Source organism: Nocardia sp. NPDC058518, from assembly GCF_042719655.1.
In the GTDB taxonomy this organism is placed as follows: Bacteria; Actinomycetota; Actinomycetes; order Mycobacteriales; family Mycobacteriaceae; genus Nocardia.
Genome location: NZ_JBHXNJ010000001.1, coordinates 985527 through 999707 on the forward strand (window position 1 = coordinate 985527; position 14181 = coordinate 999707).

Below are 14181 nucleotides of genomic sequence, written 5' to 3' on the forward strand. Positions count from 1 at the left end.
CCCCGACCACTCCGAACAGAAAGCACCACCGAAGATGACCAAGGTTCTCGACAATATCGCCGCGATCGCCGACAAGCTGCGCGATCAGGCCCCGGAGGCCGAGCGTCTCGGGCAGCTGCCCGATGCCACGGCCCAGCTGCTGAAGACGGCGGGTCCGATCCGCCTGTTGCAGCCGAAGAAGTACAGCGGCTACGAGGCGCACCCGCGCGAGTTCGCCGAGACGGTGATGGCCACCGCCGCGCTCGATCCGGCCAGCGGCTGGATCGCCGGCATCGTCGGCGTGCACCCGTGGCAGCTGGCCTTCGCCGACCCGAAGGTGCAGGACGAGGTGTGGGCCGAGGACCACGACACCTGGATGGCCTCGCCGTACGCGCCGACCGGCATCGCCCGCCCGGTCGACGGTGGCTACATCTTCAACGGCCGCTGGCAGTTCAGTTCCGGGACCGACCACTGTGACTGGATCTTCCTCGGTGCCATGCTCGGTGACGCCGAGGGCAAGATGGCGTTGCCGCCGACGATGCTGCACATGATCCTGCCGCGCCAGGACTACACCATCGTCGAGGACTCCTGGAATGTGGTCGGCCTCAAGGGCACCGGGTCCAAGGACATCATCGTCAAGGACGCCTTCGTGCCCGACTACCGGGTGATGAACGGCGACCACGTCATCGACGGCACCGCGCAGAAGGAGTACGGGGTCACCGAGACGCTGTACAAGATGCCGTGGTCGACGATGTTCCCGCTGGGCATCAGCTCCGCGGTGGTCGGTATCGCCGAGGGCGCGCTGGCCGCGCACCTGGACTACCAGCGCGACCGGGTCGGCGCGCAGGGCACCGCAGTCAAGGACGATCCGTACGTGCTGTTCGCCATCGGCGAGGCCGCCGCCGACATCAACGCCGCACGCCAGGAGCTGCTGGCCAACGCCGACAAGATCTTCGACGCGGTCGACGCGGGCAAGGAGATCAGCTTCGCCGAACGGGCCTCGGTCCGGCGCACCCAGGTCCGCGCGGCCTGGCGCGCGGTCACGGCGGTCGACCAGATCTTCGCCCGTTCCGGCGGCAACGCCATGCGGATCGACAAGCCGCTGCAGCGCTACTGGCGTGACGCGCACGTCGGCCTCGCCCACGCCATCCACGTGCCGAGCACGGTGTATCACGCCTCGGCCGTCAGCTCCCTCGGTCTCGAGCCCGCGGACCACCTCCGCTCGATGATCTGACCCGAATACCAAGAAGGACAACGGAAATGACAGACATCAAAGGCCTCGGCTACGTCAAGATCCAGACCGCCGACATGGACCGCTGGCGCACCTTCGCGTTCGACGTGCTCGGCTTCGCCCAGGGCAGCGGACCGGACGAGAACGCGCTGTACCTGCGGATGGACGAGCGCGCGGCGCGCATCACCATCGTGCCGGGAGACAGCGACGCCATCGTCACCATCGGCTGGGAGGTGCGCGATCACGCGGCCCTGGTCCGGGTGAAGGACGCGGTCACGGCGGCGGGTATCGCCGTGAAGCCGCTCTCGGTCGAGGAGGCCGACGCGCGCCGGGTCGAGGAGGTCATCACCTTCCAGGACCCGACCGGCGCGACGCTCGAGGTGTTCCACGGCGCGGTGCTCGACCACAGCCCGGTGGTGACGCCGTTCGGCGCGAAGTTCGTCACCGGCGCGCAGGGTCTGGGCCATGTCGTGCTGCCGACCATGGACCCCAACGGCGCGTTCGACTTCTACACCGATGTGCTCGGATTCCTGTCGCGTGGTGCGTTCCGGATTCCCGCGCCGCCGGAGTTCGGGCCGATGCGGGTGCGTTTCCTCGGTGTCAACGAGCGCCACCACAGCCTCGCGCTGTGCCCCGCGCCGCACGGTGGCGCGCCGGGCCTGGTGCACATCATGGTGGAGGTCGACAGCCTCGACGCCGTCGGGCAGGCGCTCGATCGCGTCACCAAGGACGGCTTCTCGGTGTCCTCGACGCTGGGCAGGCACACCAACGACAAGATGGTGTCGTTCTACGTGCGCGCGCCCGGCGGCTGGGATATCGAGTTCGGCACCGAGGGTATGCGGGTCGACGAGGCCTACTACACCGCCGAGGAGATCACCGCAGACAGCTACTGGGGCCACGACTGGTCCGGCAGCGAGCCGCTCGCGGCCATGTAGAACCCGGCTTTTGGACGGCCCCCGCTCCGAGCTCTCCGCTCGGGGCGGGGGCCGTTGTCATGAGGTCTGGCGGATTCATGTGACAACGACCACACGGGATGGTATGAATAGGTATATGCCTAATCGAAATATGCGAGTGGGCATCAGCTCGTAAGATCCGAATGGAGAGCTCATGGTCATTCAGGCCGAGGCCACCACCCCGAGCGCGATCCTCGATCGCGCGTCCCTGCTGCTCGACGCCTTCGACGGCCCGGGCAGGCTCACCCTCGCCCAGATCGTCCGGCGGACCGGCCTACCCCGGTCCTCGGCGCATCGCATGCTCGACCGGCTGGTGCAGTTGCGCTGGCTACGTCGGGAGGGGCGCGACTACGAGCTCGGCATCCGGCTGATGGAGCTCGGCTCGCTGGCGGTGCACCAGGACCGGCTGCACCGGGCCGCGATGCCGTTCCTGCACGAGCTGCACCGGGTCACCGGGTTCGTCGTGCATCTGGCCGTGCTGGACGGTCCCGACGTCGTGTACCTCGACAAGGTCGGCGGCGAGCTGTCGGCGGTGGTGCCCACCCGCGTCGGCGGCAGGCGACCCGCTGCCTGCACCGCGGTCGGCAAAGCGATCCTGGCCTACTCCGACGAGCACCGCATCGCCGACGCCATCGCCGGGCAGTCCGGTGCCCGCACCCGCTACTCGATCACCACCAAGGCCCAGCTCGACACCGAACTGGACAAGGTGCGCGCGCACGGGATCGCCGTCGAGCGCGAGGAGTCGCTGCCGGGCTTCGGCTGTATCGCGGCGCCGATCGGCGATCTCGGTGAGGCCGCCGTGGCGGCGGTGTCGGTGTGCGGGCCGGTGGATCGGATGCTGTTCGATCACCGTCTCAGCGCACCGGTGCGCACGACCGCGCTCAATATCTGGCGCCACGTCGACGACGGCCGGGTGCGGGTGCATCCGACGTTGCAGCAGCATCCCCGTCCGCTCGGGGTGGGTCCGGCGGCCCGGCCGTACGCGGACCAGCGTGGCCCGCGCACGGCGTGATCCCGCTTCTCGCGCCGTCGCCGCCGGCCGAACACGGGCGGCGGCGGGCGCGATGGATCAGGCCGGACTGTTCATACAGAAGCTGTGGCAGATACGGTCGCGGACAATCATTTCCGGGCATTCGGGGTCGAACCAGCGGTCGACGTGCGCCCAGTGCACGGGATGCATCAGATATGGGCCGGTGAGACCGTCCAGGTCGGTGAACTCCTGTTCCCAGACATGGGTCCACGGCGAGGATCCGGTGCCACGCGCGACCCGGCTCAACTGCCAGGACCGGATGCTCGGGAGGTAGCGGGGCATGCGCAGCAGGTCGGCCTCGAAGCGCTCGATCGTCGGGCGCGGTGTGCCCGGCGCGACCCGTAGCAGCAGTACCCGATACACCGATCCGGTCGCGCCCGGTTCGGCGATACCCGCTGTGCCGCCCTGATATTCGGCGCCGTCCACATGGGCGACCGGGGTCTCGCTCAGCAGCGCGTCCACCTCGGCAGCGGTGCCCATCCAGTCGGCGGACTCGTCGAAGCGCAAGTGCACCAGGACATCACCACCGTTGCGGACTCCCGGCAGCGTGGGCTGGACCACCACACGGCGCGCCACCGGGGCGGCGATTCCACGCAGCCGAGTCATCAACCGGTCGCGCGCGCAGGGATCGGTGCCGGGCGAAAGATGCACCAGCCGGGTCACCTCAAACATCGCCGAGCCTGTCGACATCGGCGGCGAGCGCACCGGTCGAGCGCGTCCGCTCGACGATCAAGTCCTCCGCCGCCGCCCACCACCGCCGCACCGACTCGTCCGGACGCCCCTGCCAGGTCATCGCCCACCAGCCCTGCGCACCATCGAGCACCCAGCTCGCGATGACCGTGTTCGACTCGTCCGGAAACCACACCGGCGGGCTCACCACGATCCTTTCCAGCACCATGCCCCGGTCCCGCGCGCCCGGCACGTAGTCGCGCAGATAGGCGTCGACGAACTCCCTGGCGCGCCCCGGCTTCGTCACTACCGTGTCGATCACATAGACCTTCGTGGCTTCCATCCGCCGACCGTAGGCAGCCGTCGACAGGCAGCGACCTGGTGTTTCCGCCCAGTGGGAGAACGCGGTTCGATCGCGTCGTGCTGGTCCTACGGTGGGGCCGACGACGTGCTCGACTGCCGATTCCGTCGCCGAATCCCAGGAGGACCAGTGACTGTGCGAACTTTCCCGACCACCGGGCCGGGTGCGGTTCCTGATCCGGAAGTCGCGGCCATGCTCGCCACGCTCGACGCCGGATTCCCCGATGTCGCCACGATGGCAGCAGCTGATGTGCGTGCGGCGATTCGTGCCAGACGCGCTCCGCTGCAACGACTTCCCGAGATGCGGACAGCGCGCGACATCACGATCGACGGGCCCGGCGGCCCGCTGCCGCTGCGGGTGTTCGGGCCCCATCACGACGGCGGGGCGCTGCCGGTGATCGTGTTCGCGCACGGCGGCGGCTTCGTCTTCTGCGATCTCGACAGCCACGACGAGTTCTGCCGCTCGATGGCGGCGGGCGTCGGCGCGGTGGTGATCTCGGTCGACTATCGGCTCGCGCCCGAGCACCCCGCTCCCGCGGCCCATGACGACATGCTCGCGGCGCTGCGGTGGGCCGCGGCGAACGCCGGTGCCCACGGCGGCGATCCGTCGAGGATCGCGCTGGCCGGTGACAGCGCGGGCGGCAATCTCGCGGCCACCGTGGCCATCGCGGCCAGGGACGGCAATGGTCCACGGGTCGCGGCGCAGATCCTGATCTATCCGGTGATCGACGACGATTTCGAGACCGAGTCCTACCGCCGATTCGGCACCGGCCACTACAACACGACCAGCGCCATGCGGTGGTACTGGCAGAACTACGCCCCGGACGGCACCGACGATGTTCGCCTGGTGCCGACCAGGGCGGCCTCGCTCGCCGGTCTACCGCCCGCGGTGGTGATCACCGCCGAACTGGACCCGCCCTGCTCAGCCGGGGACGCCTACGCCCAGCGCCTGGCAGGTGACGGTGTCGCGGTCCGGCATCGCCGCTACAACGGGCTCTTCCACGGATTCCTCAGCATCCCGTCCCTGTCCGCCACGGTTGCCGCGCGGACCCAGATCTGGGCGATGGTGCGCGAGGTGCTCGAGCCTTCGGCCACCGACTGATCCGCGGCACGACCCGGTCGACCGAACTAGTCGGCCGGTTCGTGCGGCACGCTCTCCTTTTCGAGAACCCGCTGCTCGATCTCGCGCCAGCGGCCCGGCGTCGGATGGGGGTAGTCGGCGCGGTCGTCGTGCTCGGCGCCAGCCAGCACGGTGGCCGCGTTGTCGATGTCGTCGATCAGCTGCTGGGCGAGGTCGCGTTCGGCCGCGTAGTGGCGCTGGGCCCACTGCAGCACGATCTGCGAATAGGCCCAGCCCGGTTCGGATTTCGCGGCTTCGGCGTCGATCGCGGCACGCTTCTCGAGCTCGTCGACGTCGGCGATGTGGTCGCGCAGGATCTGCTTGAGCCGATCCGGGGAACCGAGGTGCCCGAACATGACTCGCACCAGCACGTGATGTTTGAGCACCGACGGATCCACCGGGGCCTTGTTCCACCACGTGGTCACCGCGGCGCGGCCGTCCGCGGTGATCTGGTAGAGCCGCCTGGCACGCATGACGTTGTCCGGGTCGAGTCGCGAACTGGCGAAACCGTGCTGTTCGAGCTTCTTGAGCTCGGCGTAGATCTGACTGTAGGACGGGGTCCAGTAGAAGTACCGCAGGCTCCAGTCGGCCCACTTCTTCAGGTCGTAGCCGGAGACCTCCTCCTCGTAGGAGAGCATGGCGAGCACCGCCCAGCTGGTCGGCGGCAGATTGGGCACGTCGGGGTCGCTGGTCGCCATCGCAGCATGTTAGCAACCGGTCTTCCCGGAATTCGCCCCCCGACAACCACTGACCGGGAGGCCGTCTTGAGCCGCTGGCCGATCTTCCCGGATTCTGGGAAGCATCGGATTCCGTTCGGAAGGACCTCTATGAATGCGGACAACGTCGTCGTCGACGCAGGTATACCAGCCCACGCGGACCTGCGCAGAGTGCTCGGTCACTTCGCGACCGGGGTCGCGGTGATCGCCGCCCACGACGGGACGCGACCGCTCGGCTTCACCTGTCAGTCGGTGGTGTCGGTGTCGCTCGACCCGCCGTATGTGTCGTTCTGCCCGGCCAAGAGCTCGACCAGCTGGCCGCTGCTGCGCGAGGCGGGCGCCCTGTGCATCAACATCCTGGCGCTGGAGCAGAGCGCGCTGTGCCGCCAGTTCGCGGTGAGCGGCGCCGACAAGTTCGCCGGCGTCGAGTGGGACAGGGCGGGCAACGGCGCGCCCGCGCTGGCCGGCGCGCTGGCCCAGATCGAGGTGACGGTGGAGCTCGAGCACGATGCGGGCGACCACACCGTGGTGCTCGCCCGCATCGGTGACCTGCGGGCCACCGAGGGCGCCGAGCCGCTGCTGTTCTACAAGGGCGGGTTCGGCGGCTTCGCGGCCTGATCCGACGACGGGGTGGCCCACCGCGGGCCACCCCGTCGTCGTCTCTCACGCCTCGATGACGTCGAAGCCCTTGTACCCGGCGGCCGCGACCTCGGCGATGATCTCGCCGTAGACACCGAACCCGCCGACGAAGGGCATGAACACCCGCGGCCTGCCCTCGATGTTCGCGCCCAGATACCACGAATTCGCCTGTGTCATCAGTGTTCCCGCGGCCCGGTTGACGCATTCGCGCACCCACTCCGACACCGCGTCCGGCCGCGCCTCGAGCGCCACCGCTGCCCTGCCGTCGAGGTAGCCGATGGCCTCGGCAACCCAGTCGACGTGCAGTTCCGAGTGCAGCACCATGTTGGCCAGCACCGACGGGCTGCCGGGACCGGTCAGGTTGAACAGGTTCGGAAAGCCCGTCACCCCCAGTCCCAGATAGGTTTTCGGCCCTTCCCGCCATGCCTGGTTGAGCGTCTCGCCGCCCCGGCCGACGATGTTCATCCGCGACACCGAGCCGGTCATCGCGTCGAATCCGGTGGCGAGCACGAGGGTGTCGAGCGGGTAGTGCGCGTCGGTGGTGTGCACGCCCCCGGCATCGATGCGGGTGATCGGTGTCGCCTTCAGGTCGACGAGGTCGACATTGTCGCGGTTGAAGGTCTGGTAGTAGTTCGTGTCGGTGCAGATCCGCTTGGTGCCGATGGGGTGGTCGTGCGGAACGAGCAGATCGGCGACGCGCGGGTCCTCGATCACGGCCCGCACCTTCTCCTCCCAGAATTCGCGGGCGGTGTCGTTGGCGGCGAGGGTCGTGAGCTGGTCGGGGAAGGTCTTGCTGAACAGCACACCGCCCAGCGCCCAGCGCTTCTCGTAGGCCTCGCGCCGTTCCCGCTCGCTCACGGCCACCGCGGAATCCGGATGCGCCTGGTGCGGGGAACCGCCGCCGCTGGCCATCGACAGCCGCCTGCGCTCGGGATAGTTCGCTTTCTGCGCCGCTCGGTCCTGCGCGGTCAGTGGCGTATTCCCGGCGGGCACACTGTAATTGGCGGTGCGCTGGAACACGTGCAACCGCTCGGCCTGCTCGGCGACGCACGGGATCGTCTGGATGCCGGAGGAGCCGGTGCCGATCACGCCGACCCGGCGGCCGCTGAGGTCGACTCCCTCGTGCGGCCAGTGCGAGGTGTGCAGGATCTGCCCGGCGAAGGTGTCGAGTCCGTCGATGGCCGGGGTGTTCGCGTTCGACAGCGGGCCGGTGGCCAGCACGACGAACCGGGCCGAGACCGCGCGGCCGGTATCGGTGTCGACCTGCCAGCGCAGGGTCTGCTCGTCGAGCACGATATCGGTGACCCGGGTGTTGAATTCGATGTCGCGGCGCAGGTCGTAGCGATCGGCGACGTGCTCGAGGTAGGCCAGGATCTCGGGCTGGGTGGCGTATTTCTCGCTCCAGTCCCACTCCTGTTGCAGGGCGTCGTCGAAGGAGTACGAATAGTCCACGCTCTCGACATCGCAGCGCGCGCCCGGGTACCGGTTCCAGTACCAGACGCCGCCCACGCCGTCGCCGGCTTCGAACACCCGCACGGTGAGGCCGCTGCCGCGGAAGCGGTGCAGCGCGTAGAGGCCGGCGATGCCCGCACCGACGACGACTACGTCGACGTCGGCCGGGCCCTTCGCTGGTGCCGATGGGGTCTCGGGGTTCACAGTGCCTACCTTTCGATGGAGACCGGTTTCTCTGCGGGCGACGCTATGGACGCGCACGCCGTTCGAGCAGGTCCCCTTCCCGCTGACCGGCACGTTCGCGGATCGATGCCCTCCCGGTGATCGGGAGAACCGCCCCACGACCACCGGCGCCGGGCCTACCGTCGAGCGCAATTCGAGGAGGAAACAGTGGTGGACTGGAACGACGAGGTCGATGTGCTGGTCGCGGGGTCGGGAGGCGGCCTGGCGGGCGCCTACACCGCCGCGCGCGAGGGACTCAGCGTCGCGGTGGTCGAGGCGACCGACAAGTTCGGCGGCACGACGGCGTATTCGGGCGGCGGCGGGGTGTGGTTCCCGTGCAACCCGGTGCTGGAGCGGGCGGGCACCGACGACACCATCGACGACGCGCTGACGTACTACCGCGCCGTGGTCGGTGACCGCACCCCGGACGAGTTGCAGCAGACCTATGTCCGGCGAGGTCGCGATCTCATCGAATACCTCGAAGCCGACGACCATTTCGCGTTCATGATGCTGCCGTGGCCGGACTACTTCGGCAAGGCGCCCAAGGCCCGGCTCGACGGTCAGCGCCACATCATGCCGACACCGCTCCCGGCCGCCGAGCTGGGCCCGCTGCGCGACTCGCTGCGCGGAACGCTCGACACCGACCGGCTCGGCGCTCCCCCGCAGGACCTGCTGATCGGCGGTCAGGCGCTGATCGGGCGGATGCTGCGCGCGATCTCGAGCTACCCGCACGCGCAACTGCACCTGGATTCACCGCTGGTGGAACTGGTGGTCGAAGACGGCGTGGTGACCGGCGCGATCGTCGAACGTGACGGCGCGAGGGTCGCGATCCGCGCGCGGCGTGGCGTGATCCTGGCGGCGGGTGGATTCGAGCAGAACGACGAACTGCGCAAGCACTACGGCGTGCCCGGCGAGGCACGAGACACCATGGGGCCCTGGGGAAATCAGGGCAAGGCGCATACTGCGGGCATCGCGGCGGGCGCCGATACGGATCTGATGGATCAAGCGTGGTGGTCGCCCGGACTGACCCATCCAGACGGGCGTTCGGCGTTCGCGCTGTGGTTCACCGGCGGGATCTTCGTCGACCAGGACGGCAACCGTTTCGTCAACGAGTCGGCCCCCTACGACCGGCTCGGTCGCGATGTCATCCGGCAGATGCGCGAGCGCGGGCTGACCCTGCCGTTCTGGATGATCTACGACGACTCCGAAGGCGAGGTGCCGCCGATCAAGGCCACCAACGTCTCCATGGTCGAGACCGAGAAGTACGTCGAGGCCGGGCTGTGGCACACCGCCGACACCCTCGCCGGGCTCGCCGCGAAGATCGGCGTGCCCGCGGCGAACCTGGAGGCCACCGTCGAGCGGTTCAACACAATGGTCGCCACCGGCGTCGATCCCGATTTCGGGCGCGGCGACGAGGCCTACGACCGTGCCTTCTCCAACGGCGAACCGCCGCTGGTGACCATCGACAAGGGCCCGTACCACGCGGCGGCGTTCGGCATCTCCGATCTGGGCACCAAGGGCGGTCTGCGCACCGACAGCGCGGCGCGCGTGCTCGGCCGCGACGGCGAACCGATCCCCGGCCTCTACGCCGCGGGCAACACCATGGCCGCCGTGAGCGGCGAGGTCTACCCCGGCGGCGGCAATCCGATCGGCGCGTCCATGCTGTTCAGCCACCTCGCCGTCCGTCACATCCTCGGCGAATGACCCACCCCCGTTCTCTCCCGCTGGTCGGGAAAGAACGGGGCACCCGGGCCGCCGAATGTGGTTCGGTTCACATACTCATCCCTTTCGACATTTCAGGAGCGACACGATGGCTTCAGCGGACGACATTCGCGCGACGGTGCGCAAATATGTGGAGGCCGTCGGCAGCGGTACGGCCGCCGACGTCGTCGCCCTCTACCGCGAGGACGCGACGGTGGAGGACCCGGTCGGCAGCGAACCGCACGTCGGCCACGCCGCGATCACGAAGTTCTACGAGAACATCGAGCCGCTGGAGCGTTCGACCGAACTGTTCTCCCTCCGGGTCGCCGGCGACAGCGCGGCGTTCAGCTTTCGGGTGGTCACCAAGTTCGGTGAGCAGACCTTCACCCTCGATCCGATCGATGTCATGACCTTCGACGAGGACGCCCGCATCGTGAGCATGCGCGCGTTCTGGTCCCAGGACGACATGGTCGTCGGCTGAGCGAGGCGGAAATGACTGCGACCGAACAACACTGGGATCACGAGGTCGGCTTCCTCGTCGTCGGCAGCGGCGCGGGCGGACTGACCGGCGCGCTCGCCGCCGCCGACCGCGGGCTCGACACCCTCGTCATCGAGAAGGCTTCGGTGTACGGGGGCAGCACCGCGCTCTCGGGCGGCGGCATCTGGGTGCCCAACAACCCGACGCTGCTGCGCGAGGGCCTCGGCGATTCCCGCGCCGACGTGCGTGCCTATCTCGACGCCGTCGTCGGTGACCGGGTGCCGACGAAGAACCTCGACGCGTTCATCGACGAGGGCCCGCGCATGCTGGCCTTCCTCGAGACCAGCCCGCACCTGCGTTTCCAATGGTGCACCGGCTATTCCGACTATCACCCCGAAGCGCCGGGCGGGCGGCCCGCCGGCCGGTCCATCGAGCCGCTGCCGGTGGATCTCAAACAGCTCGGCGCGGACGAGGACCTGCTGCGTCCCGCCGCGCTGGCGACACCGCCCGGACTGTTCATCACCTCCAAGGACTTCGTCCAGCTCAATATGGTGACCCGCACCTGGAGGGCACGCTGGACCGCGCTGCTCACCGGTCTGCGGGCGGTCAAGGCGATCGTGTTGCGCAGGCACATGGACACGCTCGGCCGGGCGCTGATCGCCCGGTTGTGGCTGGCCGTGCGCGATGCCGGGGTACCGATGTGGCTCGACACCCCGCTGCGCTCGCTGATCACCGACGACACCGGCGCGGTACTCGGCGTCCTCGCCGAACGTGACGGCCGCGAGATCCGGATCAGGGCGCGCGACGGTGTGCTGCTGGCCACCGGCGGGTTCGAGTTCAATCAGGCCATGCGCAAGGACTACCTGCCCGAGGGCGGGCGCGACAACTTCAGCGCGGCATCGGCGGACAACACCGGCGACGGCATCATCGCGGGCGAAAATGTCGGCGCGGCAGTCGATCTCATGGACGACGCCTGGTGGATGCCGTCGTTTCAGCGCCCGGACGGCATCAATCAGGTGCTGGTGTCGGAGCGGTCGATCCCGCGCTCGATCATCGTCGACAGCACGGGCAGGCGCTTCACCAACGAAGCCTCCCCGTATGTGACGTTCGTGCATGCCCAGCTGTCGGGCAGCCACGATCCGGCCTGGCTGATCTTCGACGCGAAAGCCAAGAGCCGCTACCCCATCGGCGGCATCGTGCCCGGCCAGAAGTTCCCGTCCTCGTGGCTGTCGACCGGACTGATGCAGACCGCGCCCGACATCGAGGGACTCGCCGCCGCGATCGGCGTCCCGGTCGACAGTTTGCGCGACACCGTGGGGCGCTTCAACGGATTCGCACGCGAGGGACACGACGCGGACTTCGGCCGCGGCGTCAGCGCCTACGACAACTACTACGGCGACCCGACCCTGGCGACGCCCGCGCTCGATGTGCTGGACAAGGGCCCGTACTACGCACTGCGGGTACGGATCGGCGACCTCGGCACCAAGGGCGGACTGGTCTACAACGCCGACGCCCAGGTGCTGCGCGCCGACGGCTCGCCTATCCCCGGGCTCTACGCCACGGGCAACACCGCCGCCGCGGTGATGGGCAACGACTACGCCGGTGCGGGCGCGACGATCGGTCCGGCCATGGTGTTCGGGTACATCGGCGCGCGCCACGCCGCGGGCGAGCGGTAAGGCGGGCGGCCGTGCAACCCGTCGAATGCGCTACCTGTGGCAACAAGGTGCTGGCAGAGAAGTTCAGTCCGAGCCACACCAGCATCCAGTGGCTCGACGACGCCGAGTCCGCGTGCCCCGAGTTCGCTCGGCGCGCGGCCCTCGGTGAGCACAGCAGCTGGATCCCCACCTGCCCTGCCCTGCGCGATTCCGTCGAGAATGCCGTCCGCGCAGGCATATTGGCGACCGATCAGCTCCGCCACGAACCGGTTCCCGGCCGACTCGGCTGACACCAAAGACCAGGAGAGAACCCATGAACAGACTCGATAACCACCGGACGCTGGTCACCGGCGCCGCATCGGGCATCGGCCAGGCCACCGCGCTGCGACTGCTCGACGAGGGCGCCCGCGTAGTCGCCGCCGACGTATCGGCCGAGGGCCTCGCCGCGACCAGCGCGCAGGCCGCCGAGCGCGGCACCGCCGACCGGCTCACGACCCTCACCATCGATATCGGCGACGAACAGTCGGTGATCGAGGGCGTCCGATCCTCGATCGAGACCCTCGGCGGCCTGGACTCGCTGGTGAACGCGGCGGGCATCCTGCGCGCCTCGCACACCGATCAGACCCCCCTTGACCTGTGGGACCTGATCATCCGGGTGAACCTCACCGGCACCTTCCTCGTCGTCCGCGAGGCGCTGCCTGCGCTGCTGGCCAACCCGCGCGCGACCGTGGTGAACTTCAGCTCCACCTCGGCCGCGTTCGCGCACCCGTACATGGCGGCCTACGCGGCGAGCAAGGGCGGCATCCAGTCCTTCACCCACGCCATCGCCCTCGAATACGGCGGCAAGGGCCTGCGCGCGGTTTGCGTCGCGCCCGGCAGTATCAAGTCCGGCATCACCGAAGCCACCGGTGGATACGTGCCCTCCGACGCCAACTGGGCATTGTTCGGGAAGCTGTCCCCCGTGCTGCCGACCGACCTCGAATCCGGCGGCGCGGGCATGGGCGACCCGGCCGCGGTGGCCGGCGTGATCGCGATGCTCGTCTCCGAGGACGGCGCGTTCATCACCGGCACCGAGATCCGCATCGACGGCGGTACCCACGCATGACCGACCTGAGCTACGAGGGCACGCTGCGCGAGATCACCACCGACGCGGGTGTTCTGCGTTACCACGAGGCGGGCGAGGGACCGCCGCTGCTGCTCCTGCACGGATCGGGGCCCGGCGTCACCGGGTGGCGCAACTTCCGCGGCAACCTCGCCGTCTTCGCGGAACGATTCCGATGTCTAGTTCTGGAATTCCCCGGTTTCGGGGTGAGCGACGACTTCGGCGGACATCCGATGATCACCGCGCTGGATTCGGTGGTCCGTTTCGTCGACGCGCTCGGCCTCGACAGCGTCGACATCATCGGCAACTCGATGGGTGGCGGGGTGGCACTCAACTACGCCATCGCCCATCCCGAGCGGGTCGGCAAGCTGGTGACGATCGGCGGCATCGGCCGCAACCTGTTCAGCCCAGGCCCCGGTGAGGGCATCAAGCTGCTCCAGGAGTTCACCGAGGAACCCACCCGGGATCGGTTGATCCAGTGGCTGCACTCGATGGTCTACGACCCGGCGATGGTGACCGAGGAATTGATCGAGGAGCGCTGGACCCAGGCCACCGATCCCGCGACCCTCGACAGCGCCCGCCGGATGTACAGCAAGGCCGCGTTCGCGATGATGATCAAGGCGATGGAGGCCTCCGACGCACCGCCGCCGTGGGCGATGCTGCACAAGGTGGCTGCCCCGACGCTGATCACCTGGGGCCGCGACGACCGGGTGAGCCCCCTGGATATGGCGCTGATCCCGATGCGCACGATCCCGCGCGCCGAACTGCACGTGTTCCCGAACTGCGGGCACTGGGCCATGATCGAACGCAAGGACGAATTCGAGTCGGCCGTACTGGCTTTTCTCACCCGCAAGGACGTCACGCGCTGACACGG

General features: G+C 68.8%; 15 protein-coding genes. 11 read left to right on the forward strand and 4 right to left on the reverse strand.

Features of this window, described 5'->3' with window-relative positions; genetic code table 11:
• Positions 1-34: 34 nt before the first annotated feature.
• From ACFWPX_RS04260 to ACFWPX_RS04270, 3 genes are all read left to right on the forward strand, one after another.
• On the forward strand, positions 35-1213 hold the full coding sequence (locus tag ACFWPX_RS04260) for an acyl-CoA dehydrogenase family protein (RefSeq protein ID WP_378925930.1): 1179 nt from the start codon (positions 35-37) through the stop codon (positions 1211-1213).
• Between the two features lie 26 nt (positions 1214-1239).
• Positions 1240-2145 carry a biphenyl-2,3-diol 1,2-dioxygenase gene (bphC, locus tag ACFWPX_RS04265; RefSeq protein WP_378925931.1) on the forward strand — a complete coding sequence of 302 codons (906 nt, stop codon included), beginning with the start codon at positions 1240-1242 and terminating at the stop codon, positions 2143-2145.
• Positions 2146-2317: 172 nt separating this feature from the next.
• Positions 2318-3175 carry an IclR family transcriptional regulator gene (locus tag ACFWPX_RS04270; RefSeq protein WP_378914236.1) on the forward strand — a complete coding sequence of 286 codons (858 nt, stop codon included), beginning with the start codon at positions 2318-2320 and terminating at the stop codon, positions 3173-3175.
• A 57-nt stretch (positions 3176-3232) separates the two neighbouring features.
• Here the strand turns inward: ACFWPX_RS04270 and ACFWPX_RS04275 are convergent, their stop codons facing one another.
• Both ACFWPX_RS04275 and ACFWPX_RS04280 read right to left on the reverse strand, forming a co-directional pair.
• Positions 3233-3865: a Dabb family protein gene (locus tag ACFWPX_RS04275; protein ID WP_378925933.1), complete on the reverse strand. Its 633-nt coding sequence runs from the start codon at positions 3863-3865 to the stop codon at positions 3233-3235.
• Positions 3858-4205, reverse strand: a complete 348-nt coding sequence (locus ACFWPX_RS04280) for a hypothetical protein (RefSeq protein ID WP_378914238.1) — start codon at positions 4203-4205, stop codon at positions 3858-3860. Before ACFWPX_RS04280 ends, ACFWPX_RS04275 begins: the two co-directional genes overlap by 8 nt.
• Before the next feature lie 147 nt (positions 4206-4352).
• On the opposite strand from ACFWPX_RS04280, the gene ACFWPX_RS04285 reads away from it, so the two are divergent.
• Positions 4353-5324 carry an alpha/beta hydrolase gene (locus ACFWPX_RS04285; protein ID WP_378925935.1) on the forward strand — a complete coding sequence of 324 codons (972 nt, stop codon included), beginning with the start codon at positions 4353-4355 and terminating at the stop codon, positions 5322-5324.
• A 26-nt stretch (positions 5325-5350) separates the two neighbouring features.
• Here the strand turns inward: ACFWPX_RS04285 and ACFWPX_RS04290 are convergent, their stop codons facing one another.
• Entirely contained in the window at positions 5351-6040 is a 690-nt protein-coding gene (locus ACFWPX_RS04290) for a PadR family transcriptional regulator (protein ID WP_378914240.1), read from the reverse strand.
• Between the two features lie 129 nt (positions 6041-6169).
• Here ACFWPX_RS04290 and ACFWPX_RS04295 point away from each other — a divergent pair, with 129 nt between their 5' ends.
• Positions 6170-6676 (forward strand): flavin reductase family protein, encoded by a 507-nt coding sequence (locus ACFWPX_RS04295; RefSeq protein ID WP_378925937.1) that lies wholly within the window; start codon positions 6170-6172, stop codon positions 6674-6676.
• 45 nt (positions 6677-6721) lie between these two features.
• On the opposite strand, the gene ACFWPX_RS04300 is transcribed toward ACFWPX_RS04295, so the two are convergent.
• Positions 6722-8353, reverse strand: a complete 1632-nt coding sequence (locus ACFWPX_RS04300; RefSeq protein WP_378925939.1) for a flavin-containing monooxygenase — start codon at positions 8351-8353, stop codon at positions 6722-6724.
• 186 nt (positions 8354-8539) lie between these two features.
• On the opposite strand from ACFWPX_RS04300, the gene ACFWPX_RS04305 reads away from it, so the two are divergent.
• The 6 genes from ACFWPX_RS04305 to ACFWPX_RS04330 all read left to right on the forward strand — a co-directional run bounded on the left by ACFWPX_RS04305 (position 8540) and on the right by ACFWPX_RS04330 (position 14176).
• Positions 8540-10075 (forward strand): FAD-binding protein, encoded by a 1536-nt coding sequence (locus ACFWPX_RS04305; RefSeq protein WP_378925941.1) that lies wholly within the window; start codon positions 8540-8542, stop codon positions 10073-10075.
• A gap of 106 nt (positions 10076-10181) precedes the next feature.
• On the forward strand, positions 10182-10553 hold the full coding sequence (locus ACFWPX_RS04310) for a nuclear transport factor 2 family protein (RefSeq protein WP_378914244.1): 372 nt from the start codon (positions 10182-10184) through the stop codon (positions 10551-10553).
• An 11-nt stretch (positions 10554-10564) separates the two neighbouring features.
• Complete coding sequence (locus tag ACFWPX_RS04315; RefSeq protein WP_378925943.1) at positions 10565-12226, forward strand: FAD-dependent oxidoreductase; 1662 nt, start codon at positions 10565-10567, stop codon at positions 12224-12226.
• Positions 12227-12237: 11 nt separating this feature from the next.
• Positions 12238-12495 (forward strand): hypothetical protein, encoded by a 258-nt coding sequence (locus tag ACFWPX_RS04320; protein ID WP_378925945.1) that lies wholly within the window; start codon positions 12238-12240, stop codon positions 12493-12495.
• Positions 12496-12518: 23 nt separating this feature from the next.
• Positions 12519-13310, forward strand: coding sequence for an SDR family NAD(P)-dependent oxidoreductase (locus tag ACFWPX_RS04325; protein ID WP_378925947.1), 792 nt, complete (start codon positions 12519-12521; stop codon positions 13308-13310).
• Positions 13307-14176: an alpha/beta fold hydrolase gene (locus ACFWPX_RS04330; protein WP_378925949.1), complete on the forward strand. Its 870-nt coding sequence runs from the start codon at positions 13307-13309 to the stop codon at positions 14174-14176. The genes ACFWPX_RS04325 and ACFWPX_RS04330 overlap by 4 nt, the downstream gene beginning before the upstream one ends.
• Positions 14177-14181: the final 5 nt, after the last annotated feature.